At 62.0% G+C, this 26,015-nt stretch carries 22 protein-coding genes; 7 read left to right on the top strand and 15 right to left on the bottom strand.

The window, feature by feature from the left end; translation table 11 throughout:
• The first annotated feature begins 218 nt into the window (after positions 1-218).
• Positions 219-3,929: a lamin tail domain-containing metallophosphoesterase family protein gene (locus tag CVS28_RS03720; RefSeq protein ID WP_165788053.1), complete on the top strand. Its 3,711-nt coding sequence runs from the start codon at positions 219-221 to the stop codon at positions 3,927-3,929.
• Positions 3,930-4,019: 90 nt separating this feature from the next.
• Here CVS28_RS03720 and CVS28_RS03725 read toward each other — a convergent pair whose 3' ends face one another.
• The 8 genes from CVS28_RS03725 to CVS28_RS03760 form a co-directional block, all read right to left on the bottom strand.
• A complete protein-coding gene (locus tag CVS28_RS03725) occupies positions 4,020-5,342 on the bottom strand; it encodes a thymidine phosphorylase (RefSeq protein ID WP_103480693.1) in 1,323 nt (440 codons plus the stop codon).
• A gap of 56 nt (positions 5,343-5,398) precedes the next feature.
• Positions 5,399-5,845, bottom strand: a complete 447-nt coding sequence (locus CVS28_RS03730) for a cytidine deaminase (RefSeq protein ID WP_103480694.1) — start codon at positions 5,843-5,845, stop codon at positions 5,399-5,401.
• Entirely contained in the window at positions 5,832-7,127 is a 1,296-nt protein-coding gene (locus CVS28_RS03735; RefSeq protein ID WP_103464192.1) for an ABC transporter permease, read from the bottom strand. The genes CVS28_RS03730 and CVS28_RS03735 overlap by 14 nt, the downstream gene beginning before the upstream one ends.
• Positions 7,124-8,389, bottom strand: coding sequence for an ABC transporter permease (locus tag CVS28_RS03740; RefSeq protein ID WP_165788054.1), 1,266 nt, complete (start codon positions 8,387-8,389; stop codon positions 7,124-7,126). The genes CVS28_RS03735 and CVS28_RS03740 overlap by 4 nt, the downstream gene beginning before the upstream one ends.
• Positions 8,386-9,966, bottom strand: coding sequence for an ABC transporter ATP-binding protein (locus CVS28_RS03745; RefSeq protein WP_103480695.1), 1,581 nt, complete (start codon positions 9,964-9,966; stop codon positions 8,386-8,388). Before CVS28_RS03745 ends, CVS28_RS03740 begins: the two co-directional genes overlap by 4 nt.
• Positions 9,967-10,125: 159 nt before the next feature.
• Positions 10,126-11,256 (bottom strand): BMP family lipoprotein, encoded by a 1,131-nt coding sequence (locus CVS28_RS03750; protein WP_370739459.1) that lies wholly within the window; start codon positions 11,254-11,256, stop codon positions 10,126-10,128.
• A gap of 328 nt (positions 11,257-11,584) precedes the next feature.
• Positions 11,585-12,790: an amidohydrolase gene (locus CVS28_RS03755; RefSeq protein ID WP_103480696.1), complete on the bottom strand. Its 1,206-nt coding sequence runs from the start codon at positions 12,788-12,790 to the stop codon at positions 11,585-11,587.
• A gap of 205 nt (positions 12,791-12,995) precedes the next feature.
• Positions 12,996-14,141 carry a mannose-1-phosphate guanylyltransferase gene (locus CVS28_RS03760; RefSeq protein ID WP_103480697.1) on the bottom strand — a complete coding sequence of 382 codons (1,146 nt, stop codon included), beginning with the start codon at positions 14,139-14,141 and terminating at the stop codon, positions 12,996-12,998.
• A gap of 312 nt (positions 14,142-14,453) precedes the next feature.
• Between CVS28_RS03760 and sdhC the strand changes: the two genes are divergently transcribed.
• From sdhC to CVS28_RS03780, 4 genes are all read left to right on the top strand, one after another.
• Positions 14,454-14,846 (top strand): succinate dehydrogenase, cytochrome b556 subunit, encoded by a 393-nt coding sequence (gene sdhC / locus CVS28_RS03765; protein ID WP_074711603.1) that lies wholly within the window; start codon positions 14,454-14,456, stop codon positions 14,844-14,846.
• Positions 14,847-15,314, top strand: coding sequence for a succinate dehydrogenase hydrophobic membrane anchor subunit (locus CVS28_RS03770; protein WP_103464188.1), 468 nt, complete (start codon positions 14,847-14,849; stop codon positions 15,312-15,314).
• An 87-nt stretch (positions 15,315-15,401) separates the two neighbouring features.
• Positions 15,402-17,201 carry a succinate dehydrogenase flavoprotein subunit gene (gene sdhA, locus CVS28_RS03775; RefSeq protein ID WP_103464187.1) on the top strand — a complete coding sequence of 600 codons (1,800 nt, stop codon included), beginning with the start codon at positions 15,402-15,404 and terminating at the stop codon, positions 17,199-17,201.
• Between the two features lie 8 nt (positions 17,202-17,209).
• Positions 17,210-17,992, top strand: coding sequence for a succinate dehydrogenase iron-sulfur subunit (locus tag CVS28_RS03780; protein ID WP_103464416.1), 783 nt, complete (start codon positions 17,210-17,212; stop codon positions 17,990-17,992).
• Positions 17,993-18,239: 247 nt separating this feature from the next.
• Here the strand turns inward: CVS28_RS03780 and CVS28_RS03785 are convergent, their stop codons facing one another.
• The 6 genes from CVS28_RS03785 to CVS28_RS19580 form a co-directional block, all read right to left on the bottom strand.
• On the bottom strand, positions 18,240-19,328 hold the full coding sequence (locus CVS28_RS03785) for a YihY/virulence factor BrkB family protein (RefSeq protein WP_103464186.1): 1,089 nt from the start codon (positions 19,326-19,328) through the stop codon (positions 18,240-18,242).
• Positions 19,306-19,863, bottom strand: coding sequence for a 2'-5' RNA ligase family protein (locus CVS28_RS03790; RefSeq protein ID WP_165788055.1), 558 nt, complete (start codon positions 19,861-19,863; stop codon positions 19,306-19,308). The genes CVS28_RS03785 and CVS28_RS03790 overlap by 23 nt, the downstream gene beginning before the upstream one ends.
• A gap of 2 nt (positions 19,864-19,865) precedes the next feature.
• On the bottom strand, positions 19,866-20,894 hold the full coding sequence (trpS, locus tag CVS28_RS03795) for a tryptophan--tRNA ligase (protein ID WP_103464184.1): 1,029 nt from the start codon (positions 20,892-20,894) through the stop codon (positions 19,866-19,868).
• Between the two features lie 16 nt (positions 20,895-20,910).
• A complete protein-coding gene (locus CVS28_RS03800; protein ID WP_103480698.1) occupies positions 20,911-21,762 on the bottom strand; it encodes an exodeoxyribonuclease III in 852 nt (283 codons plus the stop codon).
• A gap of 117 nt (positions 21,763-21,879) precedes the next feature.
• The gene (locus tag CVS28_RS03805; RefSeq protein WP_207767437.1) at positions 21,880-22,509 is read right to left on the bottom strand and encodes a hypothetical protein; all 630 of its coding nucleotides are present in this window, start codon (positions 22,507-22,509) and stop codon (positions 21,880-21,882) included.
• Positions 22,510-22,628: 119 nt separating this feature from the next.
• Positions 22,629-23,423, bottom strand: a complete 795-nt coding sequence (locus CVS28_RS19580; protein WP_165788056.1) for a GAP family protein — start codon at positions 23,421-23,423, stop codon at positions 22,629-22,631.
• Positions 23,424-23,549: 126 nt separating this feature from the next.
• Between CVS28_RS19580 and CVS28_RS03815 the strand changes: the two genes are divergently transcribed.
• Together CVS28_RS03815 and CVS28_RS03820 are read left to right on the top strand one after the other, a co-directional pair.
• Positions 23,550-24,881, top strand: a complete 1,332-nt coding sequence (locus CVS28_RS03815) for a sensor histidine kinase (protein ID WP_103480699.1) — start codon at positions 23,550-23,552, stop codon at positions 24,879-24,881.
• The gene (locus CVS28_RS03820) at positions 24,878-25,546 is read left to right on the top strand and encodes a response regulator (protein WP_103480700.1); all 669 of its coding nucleotides are present in this window, start codon (positions 24,878-24,880) and stop codon (positions 25,544-25,546) included. The genes CVS28_RS03815 and CVS28_RS03820 overlap by 4 nt, the downstream gene beginning before the upstream one ends.
• A gap of 1 nt (position 25,547) precedes the next feature.
• Here the strand turns inward: CVS28_RS03820 and CVS28_RS03825 are convergent, their stop codons facing one another.
• Positions 25,548-26,006, bottom strand: a complete 459-nt coding sequence (locus CVS28_RS03825) for a hypothetical protein (protein WP_103480701.1) — start codon at positions 26,004-26,006, stop codon at positions 25,548-25,550.
• Positions 26,007-26,015 lie beyond the last annotated feature (9 nt).

Below are 26,015 nucleotides of genomic sequence, written 5' to 3' on the forward strand. Positions count from 1 at the left end.
ACTTTGTCTCGACAGGCTCTTCAAGTCCCGTTGCGTTGGGGACACCTGTGCCCAGGGCCCTCGGCGCAGCCGCAGAGTTTCCTTGAGAGGAATTTTTGTCGATGAATGTTGACAGGCACATGCCAGCACGTCTTGCCCACCTGAGGGCGGGCCCACCGCCAGCCAGTCCCCGAGCGCCACGGCGAATTGCTCTAGGAGTTACTGTCGGTCTGGCCGCTATGTCTCTTGGCATGGGGATGGCCCCGGCTGCTCCTACCGAAACCACCAACCGCTATGAGGTGGTTCCCGGATCCCCGGTACTCATCAGCGAGATCGCCAACGGCGGGGCAGGCGCATCAGCCACCGCCGACCGCGTGTCAGCCAAGAACTTCATTGAGCTAAGCAATTATGGCGATACGCCCATGGACATTTCAGGGTGGAAGATCTACCGCTGCGGACAGACGGGCGACGGTTACGGGCCTCAGTCCGTAGTCCCGGAGAATACAGTTCTGGCTCCCGGGGACCAGTTCACCACGGCCAGGGACACGTCCGGATATACGACAGATGCCAGCTACGACACCAGCCTGCATGAATTTGGCTATGGTGCATTCATAGAGGACGCCAAGGGACAGCGCCGGGACGCCGTCGGCGTCTACCACCCTGATGTGAACTCCGACTGTGCCATCAATGGTGTCAACCTGCGCAGCGGACTTGATCACCGCCTCGACGAATCCTTCCAACGCGTTTCTGCCAACGGTCCGTTGGCGGACAACTGGATCATCGCGACCCGCACTGTGGATGCACCCAATGCCACAGCCGGAACCCGCAAGACCATCGACAATGGGCTGCGGTTTACCGAACTCTCCAATGGTGGTGCCGGCAACGCCGCCAACCAGTATGTGGAAGTCACCAATTTCAGCACCACACCTGTGGACATGAGCAGCTACAGCTTGTTCCGCTGCGGGGAAAACGGCACGGCGTACTCACTGATCCCGAAGCTGCCTGCCGGCTCGGTGGTTGCCGCCGGAGATAGCTTTGTGTTCAGCAACTCCAAGGGGGCCCAGCCTGCCGGCGGAGCGGACCTAACCTTTGCCGCCGGAATTCACTGGCGCGACTTCGGCGTCATGCTGGTCACGGCCTCCCAGGAGATCGTGGACCGGGCTGGCGTCTATAACAACCGCAACAGCGTCTGCACCGACGGTTCAGCCATCAAGACTGTGCCCGACCACTATCAAAACGAGGTGCTCACCCGGGTTTCAAACACGGGCGACAACTCCGCCGACTTTGCGCTGACCACCACGCGCACCCCGGGCTCCCATGGAGCACAAACCACGCTGGCCACTGCCGCAAAACCAGCAACTGGGGACGTGCAAATCAGTGAAATTGCTGCCTCCGGCGCAGCCGGCGCCGATGACGAATTCTTTGAACTGGCCAATTACGGCGCCACGGCCGTCAACCTCAAGGGCTGGTCTGCCTACCGTTGCACTAACACCGGGCAGGGCTCAGCCACCCCCCAAATCGCTGATCTTGGCGACATCACGCTGGCTCCCGGTCAGGTTTACCTGGCCTCCTCGGTGAATGCGCCGGCCATCGTGCGCGATGTGTCCAACGCCAGCTACGCCACGGGCCTGGACGAGACCGACTATGGCGTGTACCTGATGGACGCGGCCGGCGCCAAGGTGGACGCCATGGCCGCCTACGACGTCGACGTCGACCGTTTCACACCCTGCCGCCTCGGTCAGGAAACACGCAACTACACCAAGCCCGACCAGGGCCAAAGCTATCAGCGCGCCCAACACACGGGCGACAACGAAAATGACTTTGTCATTGCCGCAACCCGCACACCTGGCATTCTCAACGACGTCAGCTATGTGGACCCCACAGTACCGTTGGCCGGGGAACTCGATCCGACCACCGTGTCCACGAACAATGTCCCCGGCACGCCGAAGCTGACCGTTGCCGGTGGCAGCGATCTGTCCGCCACCGTTTCCGGCACGGACGACGGCGGCACCACCTTGGCGCTGAAGGCCGAGTCCGCCGAACTCAAGGACAGCTCAGCAGTGGTGGTCCACACAGGATCCAGCACCGCCGCAGTTCCGGCCACACTGGAAATTCCCGGTGAAACAATCGCCAGGAAGGGCCAGCAGATGGAGACCTCCGGCGCACCTGGCGAGTTCCCGTTCCAACGCTTTGAACTGCCAGTTGCCAGTGGCGAGCCAGCGAACTTCAGTTGGTCCGGCACCACCTCCTCCCGCAATGAAATTCAGATGTACGCCTGGGATTCTGTGGCCGCCGGCTGGATGCTGCTGACCACCGCTGTACCTTCCGCCGATGGCGACCTTACGCTCAACGGCACGGTCCCGGAAGATAAGGTCAAGGACGGCGTTGCCCAGGTACTGGTCATAGACGGCCCGCGGACCTCCGGGGGACTCATTGATGAAATTGGTGTCACCGATCAGGCCTTCGCCAATCCGGCCAGCTATGACTTTTCGCTGAACCACATGACAGACCCCCAGTTTTATTCCGAGAGCTTCCGAGATGTCTTCCGCAAAATGTCATCGTGGGTGGTGTCCAACGCGGACTCCCGCAAGGTTGCCTACAACTCGCTCACCGGTGACATTATCCAGAACTGGATTGCCGGCAACTCTGCGGAAGAGCGGGCCAACCGCGAATATGCGGCAGCCCGGAAGATCATGTCCCTGATCAACGACGCCAACATCCCCAATGGCGTCCTGCCAGGCAACCATGACAATTTCTGGGGCCGGGACAATTCCAAGTTCAACGAGTACTTCCCTGTGGAGATGTACCAGGACAAGGAATGGTACGGGGAGTCTTGGCAGAAAGGCGACAATGCCGCCCACACGGACTTCTTCTCCCATGAGGGCATGGACTTCATGGTGTTGAACCTGCCCTACCGTTCCTCCGCACCTCAGCTTGCATGGGCCTCAGCCCAGGCTGCCGCCCATCCTGCGCACAACATCATCATTGCCACCCACTCCTACCTGCACACTGCCGGCACCCGCGACAACATCGACGCCCGGTACACCTCCTCGGCCCAAGAAACCTGGGACACGGTCATTGCCCCTCATGACAATGTGTTCCTCGTTCTGGGCGGTCACTACCACGGTGTGGTGACCAACTATGCCGACCCGGTCACGGGTGAACAAACGGATGCCACGGAGCTGGCCCGCGACACCTACGCCATTAAGAACGTCGGCGGCAACAGGCGCACAGTGGTGGAGATGCTGGCCGACTACCAGGGCTACCGTTCCTCGGTTTCCACCACACGCAATGACCTTCTGGACCGTGACTCCGGTTTCCAGCGGCTCCTGCAGCTAGACCTCGACGCCGGACTCATGGCCGTCAACGCCTACTCACCGTCCTTGGACTCCTTTGAGGCCTGGAAGTATGACGAGCCCGCCTACCGTGGTGCAACTGCACGTTACGACGCTGGTGATGACGAGTTTGTGGCCCAGGTCAGCCTGATCCGGAGCACCACGCTGAAGTCCTCCCAGTGGGCGCAGACGGGGAGCTTCAGCGAGTTCGCCCAGGGCACCTTGGAAAACGGAGGCCAGCAGAACATAGCCCTGGCCACCGGAGCCAAGGAGCAACTATGGACTGTGTCGCTGACCGACCCTGAAGGCAACGTCTCACGTTCCACACCACGGGTTCTGGCAGCTCTCGCGGCCACACCCACGGCCACGGCCACGGCGACAGCCACATCGTCCGTTCCAGGCGCTGGAACCAGCCCCACCGTCTCCGCCACCGCGATTCCAGGTGCCGCGACCAGCACACCGGGGAACGCTGTAGTTGCCGGCGGCGAAGGCTCAGATGAGTTGGTCGCCACCGGTGCAAACGTTGGAATCTTCGTGACCGGAGCTGTGCTCCTGCTGTTGGCAGGTGCTGGAGTGCTCATGGGCCGCAACCGCCGCGCTTCCAGCCACAGCTAGCAACCCCGTTGAGATTGGAGATGATGACGTCCGACCGTTCCTCGCGGACGTCATCATCTCCAATCTCAAGCCAGGGCCAGCCAAGGGGAGTTAGCTGATGCGCTCGATAATCAACTTGTTTGCCGGCCGGGATCCCTCGGGCGCAATGGTCACGGCGCCCTCCAGCGCTTCCTTGGCCCGGTCAAACTTCTCCGGGGTGTCTGTCAGCAGCGTCATGAGCGGCTCACCGGCCCGCACCAACGCGCCGGGCTTGGCATGCATGCGCACGCCCGCACCGGCCTGCACAATATCTTCCTTGCGGGCCCGGCCAGCCCCGAGGCGCCATGCGGCAACCCCCACGGCCATCGCATCAAGGCCCACCAGCACGCCGTCGGCCGGTGCATAGACCACCTCGGATTCCCGGGCCACCGGCAGCCGCGCCTCCGGGTCCCCGCCCTGTGCTGCGATCATGCGCCGCCACACATCCATGGCCCGCCCGTCCCTGAGCGCTGCGGCAGGGTCTGCGTCGTGGATGCCGGCAGCTTCCAGCATTTCCTCCGCCAGCCGCACTGTCAGTTCGACGACGTCTTCCGGACCGCCGCCAGCCAGCACCTCCACCGACTCCTGAACTTCAATGGCATTGCCCGCCGTCAAGCCCAAGGGTGTGCCCATGTCCGTCAGCAGGGCCACTGTGTTGACGCCCGCATCCAGCCCCAGGGCCACCATGGTCTGGGCCAGTTCCCGGGCCATGTCAACGTTCTTCATAAAAGCGCCTGAGCCAACCTTGACGTCCAGGACCAGTGCCTGGGTGCCTTCGGCAATCTTCTTGCTCATGATGGAGGAGGCAATGAGCGGGATGGCCTCCACGGTGCCCGTGACATCGCGCAGGGCGTACAACTTCTTGTCGGCAGGCGCCAAACCAGCGCCGGCGGCGCAGATCACGGCACCCACCTCGGAGAGTTGGCGCATCATTTGCTCATTGCTGAGGTTGGCCCGCCAGCCCGGGATGGCCTCCAACTTATCCAAGGTGCCGCCCGTGTGGCCCAGTCCGCGCCCGGAAAGTTGCGGCACGGCTGCCCCAAAGACAGCCACCAACGGAGCCAACGGCAAGGTAATCTTGTCCCCCACCCCGCCCGTGGAGTGTTTGTCGGTGGTGCGCATGGGCGCCCCGGACGGTGAGCGGAGGGCCGAAAAGTCCATCCGCTCCCCCGAGTTGATCATGGCCGCTGTCCACTGTGAGATCTCGGCCCGGTTCATGCCGTTGAGCAAGATGGCCATGTTCAGGGCCGCCATCTGCTCGTCAGCAATGGTGCCGCGCGTGTACGCGTCAATGGTCCAGGCGATCTGCTCGGGGCTCAGCGTGCCCTTGTCGCGTTTGGTGCGGATGATGTCAACGGCGTCAAAGCTGGGTCCTGCATAGCCTTCGGGGTTCATGGTGTGTCCGTCCAGTCGTCAGTGTTTGCTGTTGCTTAATGGCTGAGGCGTTGACGCTAGTGTTCGGGCCCGCTGGCCGCAATCCGCGCCAGATCCCGCGGACCAAAGGCATCGGGGAGCACCTGGTCCATGGTCTTAACCCCTGAGGGGGTCATCAACTGTGTCTGCGCCGTACTGAATTCGTTCAAGATCTGCCGGCAGCGCCCGCACGGCATCAGGATCTCGCCCTGGGCGTCAACGCAGTAAAACGCCGTGATGAGGCCGCCACCGTTCATCCGCGCAGCACCGATCATGGTGCATTCGGCGCACAGTGTCAGCCCGTAGCTGGCATTCTCAACATTGCAGCCGGACACAATGCTGCCGTCCTCAAGCCGGGCGGCAGCACCCACGGGGAACTTTGAATACGGGACGTAGGCGTTGGCCAGCGCAGCGGTGGCGGCCAGACGCAAAGGCTCCCATCCGCCGTCGTCCAGGGGCGCGGTCACCGTCTCACTCCTTGACATAGGGTTCCCCGTCAGCCGCCGGAGCCATGGCCTTGCCCACAAATCCGGACACCGCCAAGATGGTCAGCGCGTAAGGCAGCATGGCCAGGAACTGGCCGTCGATGGGCGTCCCTGCGAGCGAAAGAATGCTCTGCAAGTTGCCGGCCACACCAAAGAGCAGGGCAGCCAGCGCGGCACCGATCGGGTTCCAGCGGCCAAAAATCAAGGCCGCAAGGGCAATGAAGCCCAGCCCGCCGGTCATGTCCTTGCTGAAGCTGCTGACGGCCACCAGGGTGAAGTAGGCACCGCCCACACCTGCCACGGCGCCACCAGCCAAGACGTTCATGACGCGGGTCCGGTTGACGTTGATGCCCACGGTGTCGGCCGCCTTGGGGTGTTCACCCACGGCGCGCACCCGCAGTCCCCAGCGGGTGCGGAACAAGCCGAACCAGAGTGCCACCACCAGGATCAGCATGAAGTAGCCGATGAGGGACTGCCGGAACAGCATGGGCCCGATGATGGGGATCTCGGAAAGCAGCGGGATGGGGATGCCGGGCAGTTGGGCGGGCTGGTTGTAGATGGTGACCCCGTCCACCTTGGTCTTCATGATCTTCTCAAAGAGGAACCCGGTCAGACCGGACACCAGAACGTTCAGCACCACGCCCACAATGATCTGGTTCACCACGTACTTGATGCTGAACAAGGCCAGCATGGCTGAGACCAGCACACCCGCCACAGCTGCGGCGAACAGCCCGGCAAAGGCGTTGTGGGTGATGGAGGAGACCAGCGCCGCGGTGAAGGCACCGGCCAGCAGCTGGCCCTCGATGGCAATATTGACCACACCGGCCCGCTCGGAGAGAACACCGGACAGGGAACCAAACACTAGCGGCGTGGTGATGAGCATGGCGCCGGTGAACAGACCCACCAGGGTGATGTTCTGGGAGGTGGTGCCGCCGATCATCCACACCATCAAGCCCACCACAAACACGATGGTGAACGTCATGAGCACCCATTTGGCGATCTTTCCGGTGGCCCTGGTCTGGCTGTACGCCAGGTACGCCAGCGCCGCGCAAATCACCGAGACAATGATGCCCATGGCCTTGGACGGCAGCACCAAGTCGGGGACCTGCCAGGCATCGTTGTCCTGGGAAATCCTGAAGGTGGCGGTGCCGGTGGGGCCCAGCACCACGAAGACAACGACGGCGAACAGGGCCAGGACCCCGAGCAGGATCGGCACCTTCCAGCTGCGGATGGCGACCGCGTCAACATGTGCTGACGGGGCGCTCTTGGCGGTGATGCTCATGCTGTGACTCCTTCATAGCGAACTGCCTTAATCCGGAACATTGAACGGATCAAGGGAGGGGCGGCAATGAACAGCACAATCAAGGATTGCACCACGGCCACAATGTCAATGGAAACGTCGGCGTTGATGGCCATGGAGGTGCCGCCCGCCTTGAAAGCGCCAAAAAGCAGCGCAGCAAAGAACGTGCCCCACGGTTTGGAGCGCCCCAAAAGGGCTACCGTGATGGCGTCAAAGCCGATGCTTCCGGCAATGTCCGCATCGAGTGTTTTCTCAGTCCCGGCGAGCTGGGTGACGCCGGCCAGTCCGGCCAGCGCACCGGAGATCAACATGACTGTGATGTAGCCGCGGGAAACCAGCATGCCTGCCGTGCGGGCAGCGCGCGGGTTGGCACCGATGGCCCGGTACTCAAAGCCCAGCGTTGACCGGTTCAGCAACCAGGAAACGCCAATGACGGCCAAGACAGCCACAATGAGTCCTGCGTGCAGCCGGTAGTTGGGGCCCAGCAGCAGCGGGAACATGGCTGTTTCGTGCATGGCCGGGCTGATGGGGTTGCTACTGGAGGGATCGCGCAAGGGGTTCTTGAGCAGGTACAGGACGAGGGAAACGGCAATGTAGTTGAGCATGATGGTCACAATGACCTCATGCGCACCAGTTTTTGCCTTCAGGAATCCGGCGATGCCGCCCCAGAGCGCTCCGCCGATGGCGCCAGCCACCACCACCGCAATCAGGTGGATGCCCGGGGGCAGTTCGATCATGAAGCCCACCACACCGGCAAAGGTGGCCCCGATGATGATCTGGCCCTTTGCACCAATGTTGAACAGGCCAACCCGGAATGCCAGCGTCACGGCCAGCCCGGACAGGATCAATGGTGTGGCAAAGGTCAGTGTTTCAAAGATTCCCAGCCGGCCCTGCCAGGTCCGGGAATTCGGATCGTAGGTGGCACCGCGCCACAAGGCTCCGTAGGCTTCCGAAACTGCCGCCCACATGGCCCTGAACGTGGCGCCCGGGTCGCTGAAGAAGTACCCCATCGCAGCCGTGACGCGGGCATCGGTGAAGGCGATCAAGATTCCGCCAATAACCAAGGCCACCACAACTGCCAGCACCGAGATCATGGCGTTGCCGCTCATGATCTCCCGAACCAGCTGCGTGCCGTTGCTTTCCTTGGCAGATTTTGCCTCCGGCGGTGCCGAATTTGGTGCGTCCGGCTTGGCGCCCTGGCCATCCGGTGCTGTGCCCGAACTCCCCATCTCCACCCCGCTCATGACTGCACCCCTGTGCCGTTGGAATTGTCTGTGCCGTTGGCTTCTTTGGCCTGATTGTCCATCTGTTCCTGTGCTTCTGCTGCGGGCAAACCCGCCATCATGAGACCGAGCAATGCGCGGCTGGATTTTCCGGGCACAATGCCCATAAGCCGGCCGGCAAAAAGTACAGCGATCCTGTCGGCCAGCTCCAGCACCTCATCGAGTTCTGTCGAGACAATCACCACGGGGGTTCCGGCGTCGCGCTCGGCCACAATACGTTTGTGCAGGAACTCGATGGAGCCCACGTCCACGCCGCGGGTGGGCTGTGAGGCAATGAAAAGTTTCAAGGGACGGGAGAGTTCTCGTGCCAGCACCACTTTTTGTTGGTTGCCGCCGGAGAGCGTGTCCGCCGCGTCTTGGGAAGACTGCGCACGGACGTCGAATTCGGCGACCTTGTCCACGGCGTTTTTCGCCACGACCGCCCGGTTCATGGTGCCGCGGCGGGAATATGGTTCGTGCTTGTAGAGGTCAAGGACCAGGTTTTCGGCGATCGAGAATTCGCCCACCAGGCCATCGTCTTGCCTGTCCTCGGGCACGAATCCCACGCCCGAGTCAAGGATTTGGCGCACGCTCTTGCCCACCAGTTCGGTCCCGCCGAGCGTGATGGAGCCCAGAACATGCTTTTGCAGTCCCAGCACGGCTTCGGTCAGTTCGCTCTGGCCATTGCCCTGGACACCGGCCACGGCAAGGATCTCGCCCTGGGCCACGCTCAAGGTGACGTCGTCGAGAAGTCTCTGGCCGGCGTCGTTCATCACCGTGAGGTTGTTGACCTTGAAGGTGACCAAGCCGGGGTTGGCCGGAGCCTTGTCCAGCGTCAGGTTGACGGCGCGGCCCACCATGAGGGCTGCGAGCTCGGTGGTGGAGGCCGACGGCGCGGCGGAGCCCACCACCTTGCCGCGGCGGATCACCGTGATGGTGTCCGAGACGGCCTTGACCTCACGCAGCTTGTGGGAAATGAAAACAATGGAGGTGCCGCCGGCCTTCAGCTGCGCCATGATGTCCATGAGTTCATCAGTTTCCTGGGGTGTGAGCACGGCTGTGGGCTCGTCCAGGATGAGGATTTTGGAGTTGCGCACCAGCGCCTTGATGATTTCCACGCGCTGTTGGACGCCCACGGGGAGGTCCTCCACGAGCGCGTCCGGGTCAACGTCGAAGCCGAACTTTGCGGAGATCTCGCGGATCTTTTTGCGGGTTTCCTCCAGGTTCAGGACACCGCCAAAGGTGGTTGATTCGGCACCCAGCGCCACGTTTTCGGCCACTGTAAACACCGGCACCAGCATGAAGTGCTGGTGCACCATGCCGATCCCGGCCGCCATGGCGTCTGCCGGGCCGGAGAAGCGCACCGGCACGTCGTCGATGAGGATCTCCCCGTCGCTGGGTTCGTACAGTCCGTACAAGACATTCATCAGGGTGGATTTTCCGGCCCCATTTTCGCCAAGAAGGCTGTGGATCTCACCGGATTGCACCACCAAGTCAATGTGGTCGTTCGCCACCAAGGACCCAAATCTCTTGGTGATACCCCGAAGTTCTAGTTTCAACGTTTTAACCCGTCTGCGGATTGTTGGATCGTGGCTGGTGCAGGCTCAAGTTTAGTGGTCGCGTTCTTGCCTCTGCACCCCACAGATTTGGCTGTGGGGTGCAGAGGCAAGAACGCGACCACTCCAGGTGACGTCAGCCTGGCTGGGACGGCAGGGAAGCTACGGTGTAGCCGCCAGCAGTCCTTCGCTGGCCTTTGATCCGACCTTGATGGAGCCGTCGATGATGCCCTTCTTGATTTCCTCAAGCTGGCTCTTGGTGTCCGCGCTGACGGCAGAGTCCAAATCGTGGAAGGGAGCCAAGGAAACGCCCTCATTTTCCAGCGTGCCGACGTACGGGGTCGGGTCGAACTTGTCGTTGAGGTCGTCCTTGATGACTGACTCCACGGCTGCGCCCATGGTCTTGATGACGGAGGTCAACAGGATGGACTTGTAGGTGGGTGCCGTCAGGAAGCCGTCGGAGTCAACCCATACGAGCTTGACGTCCTTGCCACCCGAGTTGGCCGCCAGGATGGCGTCGCCTGCACCCTTGCCGAGCGGACCGGCAACAGGCATGACCACATCGGCACCTTCGGAGATCAAGTTGTTGGTGATCTTGGTGCCTTCCTGAATGATCTCAAAGGTGTTGGCAAAGGAACCCTGCTGCGTTGCAGCGTCCCAGCCCAGGAGCTTGACGTCCTTGCCCTGCTTCTCGTTGAAGTACTTCACACCGGCAGCAAAACCGTCCATGAAGATGGTGACGGTGGGGATATTGATGCCACCAAAGGTGCCCACCTTGCCGGTCTTGGACACAGCAGCGGCAGCATATCCGGCCATGAACGCAGCCTGTGCTGTGTCATACACAACGGGCTTGACGTTGTCCGCCTTGATGGTGTTGTCATCAATGATCGCGTAGTGCAGATCCGGGTTGGCCTTGGCCGCTTCTTCGGTGGCCTTGGCCAGCAGGAAGCCAACCGTGACGGTGAGGTTGCAGCCTGCACTGGCCATCTGGCTCAGGTTCGGGGCAAAGTCGGCGGTGCTGGCGGACTGGGCTTCCTTGACCTTGATGCCCAGATCGGCCTTCGCCTTCTGCAGGCCCTCATAGGAGGACTGGTTGAATGACTGGTCGTCGAATCCGCCGGAGTCGGAGACGATGCAGCCCAGGAAGTTGGCCGCAGCCGCGTTCTCGGTGCCGCCGGCACCGGGCGCCGGCGGGGCTTCTCCACAGCCAGTGAGCATCAGCGCAACAGCGCTTACTGCAACAGTGCCAACAACGGCTCCGCGCTTAACAGTGTTCAGAAACAGACTTTTCAAGGTTCCTCCATGGTGTGTAGGGCCGCAGTGGAGGCATGGCGCCCAAACGTTCACGGGTATGGCTGCCGTTTCCGGAACACATGGAGTCTCGGTTTGGGGAGTGGACCCGTGAAGCTGAACGCACCCAGCATTGCGGTGCTATGGAACACACTAGTGTCCTTTTGCTACTCGTTGGTAGTGCAGGAGGGGAACCCGAACACCATCGTTGGGCAACCGTTACATAAGGGCTCCAGAGAGCCCCTATGAGCACTTTTTTCGGTTCACGTCAAGCGCTTCAAGCCACTGTTTACACTAAACTTCCGGACCGGGACCGGCGCACTGCCAACTACTACTCGGAAGGGGCACGCAGGGTGCGCAAGGCCGCAGCGCACAGGACCCGGATGCCCACCGAAAGAGCACGCTCATCCACAATGTAGTCACCGCGGTGGAGATCGTATTCCTCGCCTCCTGGCACATGGGTCCCCAAGCGCATCAAGGAACCGGGAATGCCCTGCAGGAACCAGGCAAAGTCCTCTCCGCCCATGGACTGCGGAGCCAACACCACAGAGTCCTCTCCCAATTCGGCGCGAGCAGCTGCTTCAATGACTGCCGTCTCATGTTCGGAGTTGACCACCGGCGGCACTCCGCGGGTGTGCTCCAGATGCACGTCAACACCAAAGGGGGCAGCAACCTGCTGAACCACCTCATCCAGGAGCTCCCCTGCAGAATGCCAGGCTTCACGGTCAAGGCAGCGCATGGTTCCGCTCATGACTCCGTGGCCCGGAATGGCGTTGGGTGCTGAGCCGGCATTGATCTGTCCCCACACCACGGAGACTCCGCTGCGAACATCCACGCGGCGGGAAAGCACGGCCGGGACGCTGATGGCAATTTGTGCCAGGCAAAACACCAGGTCCTCCGTCAGGTGCGGGCGGGAGGTGTGCCCGCCACGGCCGGAGAGTTCAATCTTGATGGTGTCGGAGGCGCTGGTGATGGGCCCAATGCGGGTCCCGATCTTTCCCACGTCGACGCGCGGGTCGCAGTGCAAAGCCAGAATCCGCGGCACAGCGTCAAGGGCGCCCTGATCAATGCAGGACAAGGCGCCGCCGGGCATGGTTTCCTCGGCCGGCTGGAAAATAATCCGGACCCGACCACCCAAGGGGGTGTGCTCGTGCATCTTGGCCAGAACCAGGGCAATGCCCAGCATGGCGGCCGTATGGAAGTCGTGGCCGCAGCCGTGGGTGACGCCGTGGTTCCGGGAGGCAAACGGCAGCCCGGTCTCCTCCACGATGGGCAGGGCGTCAATGTCCCCACGCAACGCCGTCGCAATGGGTCCCTCGCCAATATCCACAATCACACCGGTGCCGTCCAAGCGGCGCGGGCTCAGCCCAGCCGCCACGAGCCGGTCATAGATTTTGCCCGAGGTGCGGAATTCCTGGAATGACAGCTCCGGGTGGGCGTGGAGGTCCCGACGGAACTCAATGACTTCTTCAAGAAGAGGTTCCAGCCACGGGCCTACCAACTCAGTCGGTTCTGTTTCCAGCGAGTAATTGCGCACAGGTCAAACTCTATCCATGTCGGTGACCGGGGATGGCATTAACTGCTCAGCATTACACAACGCCGGCGAAATCAGCTGCGGCATTTGCGTAAGGCCGCGGTTGCGTCTAGGCCCCAATACCCAACTGACCCGCAGAAAACGACGAAAATCGCGTCCAAAACGCGTTTTTTCGGCGTTTTCTGCGGGTCAGTTGCAAAAAGTGCGGTTAGAGGACGTCGGTGTCGCCCTTGGCTTTGAGTCCGTCAACAGCATTTTTCACCAGTTGTGAGTGGGCGCGTGTGGTGACCAGCAGGGCGTCGGGGGTGTCAACAACCACCACGTCCTGGATGCCAATCAGGGCTATGACACGCTTGGTGTCTGTCACCACAATGCCGCTGCTGTTCTCGGTGAACACGCGGGCGCCCTCACCCATGACGGTGACCGCGTCCACTTCCTTGGCGTTGTTCAAACGTGCAATGGCAGCGAAATCTCCAACGTCATCCCAGCTGAAGGACGCCGGTATGACCGCCACGTCTCCGGCGTCGGCCGCCGGCTCGGCAACCGCATAGTCGATGGCAATCTTCGGCAGAGTGGGCCAGATGCGGTTCTTCACCGCCACCCGCTCGGGGGTGTCCCAGGCCTTGGCGATTTCCATGAGGCCTTCATAGAGTTCGGGCTCATTGATCTCCAAGTGGTGCAGCATCAACTCCACCGGGGCCACGAACATTCCGGCGTTCCAGTTGTAGTCGCCGCTGACAAGGTACTCCTCGGCCACAGCCTCACTGGGCTTTTCAACAAATTTCACAACAGTCTGGGCACTCGGGGCACCCTTGACGTGCAGCGGCGAACCAGTCTTGATGTAGCCAAAGCCGGTGGACGCGTGTGTTGGCTTGATGCCAATCGTCACAATCTTGCCGGTGGCCGCCGTGTAGATGGCTTCACGTACGGCGTCCTGGAATTTCTCCACGGGACTGATGACCTGGTCCGCTGCGAAGGAACCCATGATGGTGGAGGGGTCCCGGAGGTACAGGATGGCTGCGGCCAAACCAATGGCTGCGCCGGAATCCTTGGGTTCAGGCTCCAGCACCAAGTTCGAATCGGCAATCTCGGGAAGCTGCAGGCACACGGCATCTCGGTGGGCTTCACCGGTGACCACAAGAACCTTTTCGCCGCTAAGCGGTTCCAGCCTGTCGTAGGTTGCGCGTAACAAGGTGCTGCCGCTGCCTGTCAGGTCATGCAGAAATTTGGGGGCGGCGGCGCGAGACAGCGGCCACAGCCTGGTGCCAACACCGCCAGCGGGGATTACTGCATAGAACCTGCCCAGCGGGTCTGTTCCGGGCAGCTCGGGCTCAACCAAATTTTGCGTATTCATCACTCCCACCATAAGCGATGGCACGGCAGGGGCAGGTAGTCCGCACGAAACCTCCACCCAGGGTAGTAGGTGCGGGCACGCCGTCGAGGCCCCCGGACAGTCGCTGCGAAAGCCCCATCCGGGCCAATTTCGGACTTCTACAACCCTTAAATGTGACACGTCTGTGATATGTCGCATAGAGCAAGGAGTGCCTAAGTTGAATATGCTGTTAGCTAAGCCTAAATTTAGGCAAAGTTATGAGTGCTCACGCCGTGTGCGTTTCCCCGCGTGGAACCACGCCAGCGCAACGGTGATGCAGGGAAGGTTTATTCAGTGCCGACAAAACCAGCTGGCACTCTGTACCGCGGCCGAGAAGGCATGTGGTCCTGGGTGGGACACCGAATTACCGGTGTAGTAATTTTTATTTTCTTGTTGGTGCACGTCCTGGACACCTCTTTGGTGCGCGTGTCCCCAGAGGCGTACACAGCAGTTATTGGGGCATATAAAAACCCCATCATGGGCTTAGGCGAGGCCGGCCTTGTTGCCGCCATCGTCTTCCACGCCTTCAACGGTCTGCGCATCATCGCGATCGACTTCTGGAAGAAGGGCCCCAAGTACCAGCGTCAGCTGCTCTGGGGCGTCCTGGCTCTATGGGCCGTGACCATGATCCCGTTCCTGATCCGTCACCTCACCATTGTCTTCTCTAATTTCTTCGGGGGGCACTAAATGAGCACCAACGCCATCGCGTCACCGCGCTCTGACAGCGCACAGTCACCCAAGTACACGCGATCCAAGAGCTCCGGATCCAGCTTTGAGATGTTCGCATGGTTGTTCATGCGTCTCTCAGGTGTGATCTTGATTGTGCTGATCTTCGGCCACCTGTTCGTCAACCTCATGGTGGGCGAGGGCATCCACGCCATCGACTTCGGCTTTGTCGCTGGCAAGTGGGCCGACCCGTTCTGGCAGGTCTGGGACTTGGCCATGCTGTGGCTGGCCATGCTGCACGGCACCAATGGTGTCCGCACCATCATCAATGACTACGCAGAACGCGCCGGCACCCGCCTGACGCTCAAGACTGTGCTGTTCATCGCCTCAGCCGTCATCATTGTGCTGGGCACCTTGGTGATCTTCACCTTTGACCCGTGCCCCCCCGGCGCCGTCATTGACCTCCCGTCCTTCTGCACCGTCCCTTAACTTTTAGTGGACCCCGCCAGGCTTGCCTGGCGGATCAGAAGTGAACACCAGTATTTTGCGCAGTAAATGAGAGAAAGAGCATCCAGTATGCAGGTCCACAAATACGACGTCGTAATCGTCGGGGCCGGTGGCGCAGGAATGCGTGCCGCCATTGAATCCGGTCAGCGTGCCCACACCGCTGTTCTGACCAAGCTCTACCCCACCCGCTCCCACACCGGTGCAGCACAGGGCGGCATGTGTGCAGCCCTGGCCAACGTGGAAGAGGACAACTGGGAATGGCACACCTTTGACACCGTCAAGGGCGGCGACTACCTGGTAGACCAGGACGCCGCAGAGGTTATGGCCAAAGAGGCCATCGAAGCTGTCATCGACCTGGAAAAGATGGGTCTGCCGTTCAACCGCACACCCGAAGGCCGTATTGACCAGCGCCGCTTTGGTGGTCACACTCGCGACCACGGCAAGGCGCCCGTTCGCCGCGCCTGCTACGCCGCTGACCGTACGGGTCACATGATTTTGCAGACCCTGTACCAAAACTGTGTCAAGCACAACGTCGAGTTCTACAACGAGTACTACGTGCTGGATCTGCTCACGGTTGAAGAGGAAGCCACCCGCGAGGACGGCACCGTCTACCTGCAGAAGAAGACAGCCGGCGTTGTCTCTTACGACCTGGCCACAGGCGAACTGCACATCTTCCAGGCCAAGAGCGTCATCCTGGCAACAGGTGGCGCGGGCAAGGTCTTCAAGACCACCTCCAACGCACACACCCTGACCGGTGACGGCATGGGCATCGCGTTCCGCAAGGGCATCCCGCTGGAAGACATGGAGTTCTTCCAGTTCCATCCGACAGGCTTGGCCGGTTTGGGCATCCTGCTCTCCGAGGCCGCCCGCGGCGAGGGTGCAATCCTGCGTAACTCCGAGGGTGAGCGCTTCATGGAGCGCTACGCCCCCACCATCAAGGACTTGGCTCCGCGTGACATCGTGGCGCGTTCCATGGCCAACGAGGTTCGTGAAGGCCGCGGTTGTGGCCCGAACAAGGACTACGTCCTTTTGGACCTGACCCACCTGGAGCCGGCACACATTGACGCCAAGCTCCCGGACATCACCGAGTTCGCCCGCACCTACCTGGGTGTGGAGCCGTACACGGAGCCCGTCCCCGTATTCCCCACGGCCCACTACGCCATGGGCGGTGTTCCCACGAACATCACCACGGAGGTCCTCCAGGACAACGACACCGTGATCCCGGGCCTGTACGCCGCCGGAGAAGTTGCTTGTGTTTCCGTTCACGGTTCCAACCGTTTGGGCACCAACTCCCTGCTGGACATCAACGTGTTCGGCAAGCGCGCCGGCATTGCCGCGGCAAAGTACGCCCTCACGGCTGACTTTGTTGAGCTGCCGGAGAACCCGGAAGCTGACACCGTTGCCTTGCTGGACCACGTCCGCAAGTCCGACGGCGGCGAAAAGGTTGCGCTGATCCGCAAGGATCTGCAGGACACCATGGATGCCAACATGCAGGTGTTCCGTACTGCTGATTCCTTGAACAAGGTCTTGGCTGACATTGCTGTCTTCGAAGAGCGCTACTCACGCATCACTGTTCAGGACAAGGGCAAGCGTTTCAACCTTGACCTGCTTGAAGCTGTGGAGTTGGGCTTCCTGCTGGAACTGGCCAAGGTCATGACAGTGGCTGCCCTGCACCGCCAGGAATCCCGTGGCGGGCACTACCGCGAAGACTTCCCCGAGCGCGACGACGAGAACTTCATGAAGCACTCCATGGCGTACTTGGACTCCGGCGTCACGGTGGAAAACTCCGCTGAAAGCATTGCCGGAATCCGTCTGGGCACCAAGCCCGTTGTCTTTACGCGCTACCAGCCGATGGTGAGGAAGTACTAATGAGCACCGTGGAAACTGAATTGCCGGAACCGGCATCCAAAATTGAACTCCCGGCCCACCTCGGTGGCGGCGGGGAAATCCCCACCTTCGACGTCACCTTGCGCGTACGTCGCTACAACCCCGAGGTCTCCGAGGAGTCCACGTGGGAAAACTTCACCATGACCATGTACGGCACCGACCGCGTGTTGGATGCCCTGCATAAGGTCAAGTGGGAGCAGGATGGTTCGCTGACTTTCCGCCGTTCCTGCGCCCACGGTGTTTGTGGTTCAGATGCCATGCGCATCAACGGCCGCAACCGCTTGGCCTGCAAGACCCTGCTGAAGGATCTTGACACGTCCAAGCCCATCACGGTTGAGCCCATCAAGGGCCTGCCCGTGGAGAAGGACCTCATCGTGGACATGGAGCCGTTCTTCCAGTCCTTCCGCGAGGTCATGCCGTTCCTGGTCAACCGTGGCCACGAACCGGCCAAGGAGCGCCTGCAGTCCGCCGAGGACCGCGAGCGTTTTGACGACACCACCAAGTGCATCCTGTGTGCCGCGTGCACGTCATCCTGCCCCGTGTTCTGGACCGACGGCCAGTACTTCGGCCCGGCCGCCATCGTGAACGCGCACCGCTTCATCTTCGATTCCCGTGATGACGCCGGCGACATGCGCCTGGAGATCCTCAACGACAAAGAGGGCGTGTGGCGTTGCCGCACCACCTTCAACTGCACCGAAGCATGCCCCCGCGGCATTCAGATCACGCAGGCCATCGCTGAGGTCAAGCAGGCCATCCTGGGCCGCAGCATCTAGCATCTGCTCCAAACAAAAAGCGCCGCTCCCTTGTGGGGGCGGCGCTTTTGCGTTCCTAGTAGCCTTTGCCTGCACGACGGCGGTTCCTGCAGGCCGCTTGGGGCCTGTTCACCGGCCGCGGCGCCCCGTTCCGCCTTCAGCGCCCCGTGGACGGGGCGCCCGGAGCGGAACGGGGCGCCGTACCTGGCACGAGGGTGCGGAACGGGGCGCCGTACCTGGCGCGAGGGTGCGGTGATGCTGGGGGCGGCTAGGGCTTGGCGGGGCGGGGGCGCAGATCGGCAGCCCGGACGGCGGCGATGGCTGCGGCAATCAAGTACACCTGGCTGAGCAGGAAGAACCAGACAAAGAGGCCCAGAATCACGGCAAAGGGCGCCAGGAGTGCATTGTTGGTGACCCCGTTCAGGAGCAGGGCGCTGAAGAAGCGCAAAATGGTGGCGCCAGCACCGGAAAACACAGATGCCAACAGCAGCACACGCCGCGGCATGCGCACCCGGGAGGCCATGCTGAACATGACGATGGCCACCGCCACATCCAGCACGAACATCAGGAACACCGAGCCCAGCTGGGCGGAGAAGCCCGTCAGGAACGTGCCCCAGCCAAGGAACTCGCTGATGTTTCCCACGGCGGCGGTGCTCAGCGCACCGAGGGCGCTGGTGAGCACCAGTGCCACGGCCAGCACCAGGAGGGTGCCGCCGTCGAGCAGTTTGGACAACACAGGGTTGGTCCTGTCCGGGGCCAGGCCCAGCACCGAACGAATGCCTTCACGCAGTCCGTTGATCCAGCCCAGGGCCGTGATGAGCAAGGCGATCAGGGAGATGACGAGCGTCAGACCGAAATCGGTCGACTCCAGGAGCTGTTCGGGTGTGGCCAGGCCGCCGTCGCCGGTGTCGATCAGGCCGGGGGTGGTCCCGGCCACCATGTCAACGACAGCGTCCTGGAGCACCGGGTTGTCCGAGACGATCATGCCGAAGATGGCGAAGCCGGCAACCAGCATGGCAACGACGGAGAAGAACATGAGGTAGGCGTTGCCGGCGGCCAGCAGCGGGCCGCGACGGCGCGTGTACAGGTTCCACATGCGCAGGGGAAACATTTGCCCGGCCCTGGCGTTGAGCCACTGAAACAGCGCGCCCACCTTGGGAACAAACTTCCCACCGGTTTTAGCTTCCTGGTAGGCAGCATGCTTGGACTGCGTCCACGCAGCCAGTGCCTTCCTGTCCAGCGGGCTTGGGGGTGGCTGCAGCGCTGCAGCCAGGGGCCGTTTGGCCCGCACTCCGGGTGCTACAGTGCCCGGAAAATAGCCGGTCCCGGCCCTCTCACGCTGGTTTGCCTCCCCCAAGACTCAACTCCTCACGCAGTTCCCAGCCGCCGCCAAGATGGTCAAAAAGCCCGATGCTGCCCACTTCAAAGTCAGCATTAAAGGTGGCCATCTCAGATTTTGCCAAGGTCATGGCCGGCTCGTCAAGGTCATGGGCAACAGTCAGGTGGGGCAGGAAATCAAACTCCAGCAGGTGTTCCAAGGGCCCTGCCAGCAGCTGTTCATGGAGCTCGGTGCATTCGGCGCCGCCGCGGGCAACATTGAGGTAGACCACGGGCGAAACAGGCTCAAACGTCCCCGTCCCGCGCAGTGAAATCACAAATGGCGCAGCCGTTGCGGCCACCGAGCGCACGTGTTCTGCAGCTTTCTCCCACGTGTCAGTGGTTCGCCCCGAAACCAAGGTGATGTGCGGAGGAACGACGGCGGCATCCGGGCCCTGGTACACGGCGCGCCGGGCGCTGATCTCGGCGGCGAGTGCCGCGGGCAAGGAGATGATGACCCCCAAACTGTCCGCGTGTGGAACAGGTGATGCCCCGCTCTGACCAATACCTGGCACGCTTATCCAACCGCCGGCCGTGGCGGCAGGAAACCAACCTTGGCGTAGACATCGGCAAGGGTCACGGAAGCAATTTCGCGTGCCTTCGCCGCCCCATGGGCCAGCAGGGAGTCAAGTTCGGCCGGGTCCTCGAGCAGTTCCAGGGTGCGTGCCCGGATGGGTTCAAGGCGGGCCACCACTGCCTCGGCAACATCCACCTTGAGGTGGCCGTACATTTTGCCGTCGTACTCAGCAACCAGGGCGTCAACGGGCGTGTCCGTCAGGGTGGAGAGGATTTCCAGCAAGTTGGTGACACCGGGCTTGGCTGCGCGGTCGTGGGCAATGACCGTGTCCGCGTCGGTGACGGCTGACTTGATCCGCTTGGCCGTGACCTTGGGGTCATCGAGTAGGTTGATCAGCCCATTGGGTCCGGAAGCGGACTTGGACATTTTCGACGTCGGATTCTGCAAGTCATAAATCCGGGCGCCTTCTTTTTGAATGAAAGCCTCCGGCACCACAAAGGTGTCGCCAAAGCGGTGGTTGAAGCGCTTGGCCAAATCACGGGCCAGCTCCACGTGCTGGCGCTGGTCATCGCCCACAGGCACACCCTGGGGGCGGTACAGCAAGATGTCCGCGGCCATCAGCACAGGGTAGGTGAACAGGCCAACGCTGGCGGCATCGGAACCGCCCTTGGCTGACTTGTCCTTGAACTGGGTCATCCGCGATGCTTCGCCAAACCCGGTGATGCAGTTCAGCACCCAGGCCAGCTGGGCGTGCTCGGGTACATGCGACTGGACAAACAACGTTGATTTTTCAATGTCAATGCCACCGGCAATGTATTGGGCTGCCGTCTTACGGGTCCGCTCGCGCAGCTCCGCCGGGTCCTGGGTGACAGTAATGGCGTGCATGTCCGGGATGAAAAACAGTGTCTGGTAGTCATCTTGGGTCTTGACCCAGTTGACCAGCGCGCCAAGGTAGTTGCCCAGGTGCAGGGAATCGCCTGAGGGCTGCATGCCCGAAAGAACGCGGGGGCGGGCGGTGATTTCACTCATGAAAGCGTGGAGTCCTTTAGAACTTGTAGTCGACGACCAGCGGCGCGTGGTCAGAGAAACGGGCCTCGTAGGACTCAGCCCTGTCAACCACTGCATGAACAGCCCTTGCAGCGAGTCCCGCAGTGGCCATGTGGTAGTCAATGCGCCAGCCGGTGTCATTCGTGAACGCCTGCCCACGGTTGGACCACCAGGTGTAGGGGCCCTCCACCTCGCCGGCAAATTCACGGGCTACGTCCTTGAAACCGATTTCCTCGCCAAAGAACCTGTCAAAGTAAGCGCGTTCCTCGGGCAGGAAGCCTGCACGCTTCACATTGCCCTTCCAGTTCTTAATGTCCAAGATGGTGTGGCCAACATTCAAATCACCCACCACCAGCACATGGTCACGGGTGGCTGCCAGCTGGGGCAGCCGGGCAATCATGGTGTCCAGGAAACGGAACTTGTCGTCCTGTTTGGGCGTGCCAACCTCGCCGGAGTGCACGTAGGCGCTAACAACAGTCAAGGTGGTGGGTGTGCCGTCGGAGCCGTTGATGAGGTAGTCGGCCTCCACCCAGCGCCCGGTGGTGGCAAAGTAGTCTTCACCGATGCCCACACGGGTGGCCACCGGCTCCAGGACGTCCTTGCGGGTGGCAATCAGCACGCCCGCCCGGCCCTTGGCCTCGGCTTCGGCGTGGAGCAGGTGCCAGTCCTCGCCGAGGAAGCCCTCCACGATGGCGTCGGGTGCGCGGACTTCCTGCAGGCACAAGATGTCAACGTCGCGCCCGGCCAGCCAGGGGCCCATACCGTTTTTGTAGGCGGCACGGATGCCGTTGACATTGACGCTTGCGATCCGCAATTGACCGTTTTCTTTACCGTTACTCACTTGCTCCACCTTACCCGCAGGTAGCTGCGATTCGCAGGTCCGTGCAGCGTATGTCCGGGCCGCGTATTGCGCATAATTGAGCAGCCGCGGCGAAAAGGTGTCCCCACGTCAATGACTGGGGAAGATTTAGTCGACGATGACGCCGGTAACGGGCTCGTCGTCCTCGCCTGCGGGCTTGCCTGATGTGTTGCTTGTGGCGTTGGCGCTTGTGCCCTGGCGTTCGGCGTTCTTTTTCGCCATGGCAGCATCCATCTTGGCCTCTTGGGCTTCCCAGTTGGGGTTGATCATGCCGCGGCCGTTGGCTGCAGTAATGTCAATGGTTTCCAGGGCGCGGGCCACCATTTCAGGGTCCTTGCCCAGGTATTCGTTGACCACGCCGATCTGAACATTGATGATCTTGAAAGAGTGGTCCAGTTTCAGATCGCGTGCCTTCGTGGCCGAGCGTGAACCGGCGTCGTCGGAGACCAGGTGGGTGCCGCCGTCGGCCGGGGCATTGGCACTGTTGTGCTGCGCCATCTGGGCCTGGGCCAGGGCGACCTGGCGGGCGCCAAACGCGGCAGCCTTGTGGACGCCGATGTACACCACGGTGGAGAGCACCAACCAGCCGAACGCGATGGCGGCAATGATCCAGCCCAGCACTGTGCTGTTGTTGGCGGCAAACACCAGCGCCACCAGGAAAACGAGCGCCAGCACGATGGTGCCCACGCCTGTGTATTTGCTGGGTTTGGACATTTTGCCGGTTCCAAGAGAAGTCATGCACCCATTCTCTCAAATGGCGGCGCGTGGCGGGAACGTCTTCCACCAGCGGCGAACGGATGGCTGGTCTTTTGAATGTTCGACGGCGGCGGCCGGGTTGCGCTGACGGCGGCCGGGTGTCACTTGAACGGGTTCCATGCTGCCAGTGGGGCCAGGTATGACAGGCCCGAGCGCAGCAGCAGAAATCCGACGATCCCCACCACCCACAGCACAGTTTCAGCAGAGAACTTTCCCAACTTGTTGCTGACCCGGTGCAGGAACGGGTCAAGCCTGGCACCCAGGCCCACCCGTAGACCCAACAGGACCAGCGCCGGGATGAGCATCACCACGCAATAGATGGCCAAGACGGTCAGCTCACCGGCCAGCGGCAAGGTTGAGTTGACCAGGAATCCTATGGCCGCCAGGTAGGGCAGCATGGTGGGCAGTTCCAGCACGCCGGCAATGAGCGCCAAGGCCACAATGCCGCCACGGCTCTCCAGCGCCGACGCTATCCGGTTCTGCCAGCGCCGCCGCCCCGTTGAGGCATCTTCCGCGATCTGCGCCCCGGCGCCGCCTTGTGATGTCCCGGCCAAGCGGTTGGCAGCCCCCACTGCCGCGGGTTTCTTGCCGGAACCGGCAAATAACGCGTAGCCCAGCATGAGGACACCAGCAATGCTCATGCTCCACTGGACAACAGGAATTTGTGCCAGCGAGTCAACTGACAAACCGCCCAACAGCCAGCTGGCCCCACTGAGCACGGCCACACCTATCACCAGGTAAAAGCCTGCCAGTGCCCCCAAGTAGAGCAGTATTCGTGGCATCAGGCGTTTGGCGTCCGGGCGCAGGAACAGCCACAGCGGAATCAGCAGCGTGCCAATGCTGGTGCTGTCGATCAGGGCCAGGACGGCGAGTTGTGCATAAATTGCGATGGTCATACGCCCAGCGTCGCAATACCGGCCGTGAAGCACATCCGCCATCTGGTCCACGTGCGGGTCATACCTTAGTGCCACATTGCGGCACGCCGCTTGCCTGCTGGCAGTCTCGCAACGGAAGATGGGCAGATGGAAGAATCCGCAGCCGTTGCCGCACCAGGGCCGCCACTGACGCGCCTGCGCAAGGGCTACCGGGGACTTGATGTTCGTGCCTTGGCGAACATCAAAGTTGAAGACATGGCATTGGCTGGCGGATATTTTGCCCTGTTTTGGCTCCTGGCGGCCACTAATATTTCTGCCACCGGGGGTATCCGTGTGGCGGCGTTCGCCTCGGCATGGCTGGGCATCGCCGTGCTTGGCTGCGCAGGGGTCCTCTTCCGCCGCACTGCTCCGAGCGCCATGGCGTGGATGTGTTCGCTGGCCGTGGTCGGTTTCGTCTTGGCGGGGCATGCGGGTGCCTTTGTGCTTGCCTTTGAGCTGTTCTTCTCTTTAGTGCTGTTCGCCTCCGCCAAGGCTTCCCGGCTGGCTGCCCGCAGCGCCTGGGTTTTGGCGGCGCTTCTGGTGCTGGCCACCTTTGCCCTGACTCTCAGTGTTGCCGGAACACTCACGGCAGCCGTTGTTGCTGTTGTCACCTTGCTGACGCCGGTGGAATGGGCGGGGAACTTGCGCAAGGCGAACCTACTCACCGAGAGTGAATCTGCCCGGGCCGACGCTGTCCACGAGGCCGCCGAGCAGAGACTTCTGGCCGAGCGCAATGCCCACGATCTGGCGTTGGAGCAGGAACGGGCACACATGGCACGCGAACTCCACGACGTGATCTCCGCCCGGCTGTCGGCCATCGCCTTGCAGTCCGGCGCCGCCCTGCAGTCCGGCGCCGCCGTGCAGGACCCCCACGAGTCCCTCCTGCGCCACATCCGGGCGGAAAGTGTTGCCGGGCTAGAGGAGCTCAACAACATGATCAGGCTCCTGCACGCGGGCGAGCTGACGGAAACGATGGGCAAGCTCAGCGATCTGCCGAACTTGGTGGCGCACTACCAACGAGCTGGCACCAGCCTACTGTTTTCAAATACTGTGCCCGACGCCGGCCATCACCTGCCGCTGCCCCTGCAGACTGTCATCTACCGTGTGGCTGCCGAGGCCTTGGTCAACGCCACTAAGCACGCACCCGGCCAGGGGATGGACGTTTCCCTCACGCAAAGTCCGGCCCACACTATTCTCTTGCGCGTCACCAATCCCCTTCCTGACGGGTCCGGGGGCAGCACGGTTCCGCGCAACGGCACCGGAACGGGCCTAGCCAGCATGCATTTTCGGGCTGCCCACGCCGGCGGAACGCTCACGGCAGGCCCCAGCGACGGGCAGTGGATAGTCTTGCTCACGCTGCCAACTCCCCATTGCACTGAAGCCAACTCAGTAACGGCAGCCGCCCCCGCGGCCACGTCTTCCCAAGGGGCCATCTCATGACACGGCCCAACGACGCTGAACCACGGCGCATCTCAGTCTTACTGGCAGACGATCACGCCGCCATTAGGCTGGGCATGCGCATGGTGGTTGACACCGCAGCCGACATGGAAGTCGTCGGCGAAGCCGGTGACGGTGCCCTCGCGGTGGGCATGGCCCGCGCCCTGCGCCCCGACGTGGTCCTGATGGACCTGCGCATGCCCGGCCTGGACGGCATTGGCGCAACCCGGGCCATCTGCGCCGAAGGCCTGGCCAAGGTGTTGGTACTCACCACCTTCGATCATGATTCGTACCTGTTTGGCGCCTTGGAGGCCGGGGCTGCGGGATTCCTGCTCAAGAGCGCCGAACCGGTCGCCATCACCGAGGCGGTACGGCGGGTGCATGGCGGGGACCAGGTTGTGGCTCCGGAGGTGACTGCCCGCATTGTGGCAGCCGCCCTGTCCCCCGGCAGCGGGCCGACCCCTGCACAGGGGCAACGCCCCGAACTCCAGGTCTTGACGGACCGGGAGCTGGAGGTGTTTGAGTGCCTGGGCGAGGGCCTCAGCAACTACTCGATTGGCCGGCAACTGGGCATTTCTGAAACCACTGTCAAAACCCATGTCTCGCGGGTGCTGGGCAAGCTTGGCTTGGCCTCACGCGTGCAGGCTGCCTTGTTTCGGCACGGCTAGGTCATTGCAGCCGTTCCATGGCCTGCACAGCATAGTCCCGCAGGCCTTGGCTTGAACCGTTGACGCTGACCTCTTGGACTTTCACCATCAGATCCGGTGACAGCCCGGCCGACACCGACTTCAGGGCGAGTTTCTGGACGCCTGCGTCGCTATCCAACAAGAGCGTTCCCAGCACGCGGCTGGCAGGCTCGGCGGCCAGCATGGAGGCCGCATGGGCTGCCGCCACCCGAACACGCACATCACCGCTCGCCGCCGCGGCTGTGACCACTCGCTCGGACAGCTCACCTTCCACGACAGCGGCCAAATACGCAGCCTTGGCCGCCAATCCCGGATCCTGGCCCTGGCCCTGAACCAGGGTCATCAGGAAAGGCAGCGCATCGGGCCCCAGTTGGGAGGCTGCTGCATAGTCAACCTCGTCGGGATCCAGGGCTCGCAGGACGTCTTCCATGGTTAGGTTCATGACACACTC

This window comes from Arthrobacter glacialis (genome assembly GCF_002909415.1).
In the GTDB taxonomy this organism is placed as follows: domain Bacteria; phylum Actinomycetota; class Actinomycetes; order Actinomycetales; family Micrococcaceae; genus Specibacter; species Specibacter glacialis.

What these genes read in the sequence shown, in the direction of transcription:
- CVS28_RS03720 (WP_165788053.1), top strand. Translation starts at nt 219, where the DNA reads ATGTCTCTTGGCATGGGGATGGCCCCGGCTGCTCCTACCGAAACCACC.
- CVS28_RS03725 (WP_103480693.1), bottom strand. Translation starts at nt 5,342, where the DNA reads ATGAACCCCGAAGGCTATGCAGGACCCAGCTTTGACGCCGTTGACATC.
- CVS28_RS03730 (WP_103480694.1), bottom strand. Translation starts at nt 5,845, where the DNA reads ATGTCAAGGAGTGAGACGGTGACCGCGCCCCTGGACGACGGCGGATGG.
- CVS28_RS03735 (WP_103464192.1), bottom strand. Translation starts at nt 7,127, where the DNA reads ATGAGCATCACCGCCAAGAGCGCCCCGTCAGCACATGTTGACGCGGTC.
- CVS28_RS03740 (WP_165788054.1), bottom strand. Translation starts at nt 8,389, where the DNA reads ATGAGCGGGGTGGAGATGGGGAGTTCGGGCACAGCACCGGATGGCCAG.
- CVS28_RS03760 (WP_103480697.1), bottom strand. Translation starts at nt 14,141, where the DNA reads ATGAATACGCAAAATTTGGTTGAGCCCGAGCTGCCCGGAACAGACCCG.
- CVS28_RS03770 (WP_103464188.1), top strand. Translation starts at nt 14,847, where the DNA reads ATGAGCACCAACGCCATCGCGTCACCGCGCTCTGACAGCGCACAGTCA.
- sdhA (WP_103464187.1), top strand. Translation starts at nt 15,402, where the DNA reads ATGCAGGTCCACAAATACGACGTCGTAATCGTCGGGGCCGGTGGCGCA.
- trpS (WP_103464184.1), bottom strand. Translation starts at nt 20,894, where the DNA reads ATGAGTGAAATCACCGCCCGCCCCCGCGTTCTTTCGGGCATGCAGCCC.
- CVS28_RS03805 (WP_207767437.1), bottom strand. Translation starts at nt 22,509, where the DNA reads ATGACTTCTCTTGGAACCGGCAAAATGTCCAAACCCAGCAAATACACA.
- CVS28_RS19580 (WP_165788056.1), bottom strand. Translation starts at nt 23,423, where the DNA reads ATGACCATCGCAATTTATGCACAACTCGCCGTCCTGGCCCTGATCGAC.
- CVS28_RS03815 (WP_103480699.1), top strand. Translation starts at nt 23,550, where the DNA reads ATGGAAGAATCCGCAGCCGTTGCCGCACCAGGGCCGCCACTGACGCGC.
- CVS28_RS03820 (WP_103480700.1), top strand. Translation starts at nt 24,878, where the DNA reads ATGACACGGCCCAACGACGCTGAACCACGGCGCATCTCAGTCTTACTG.
- CVS28_RS03825 (WP_103480701.1), bottom strand. Translation starts at nt 26,006, where the DNA reads ATGAACCTAACCATGGAAGACGTCCTGCGAGCCCTGGATCCCGACGAG.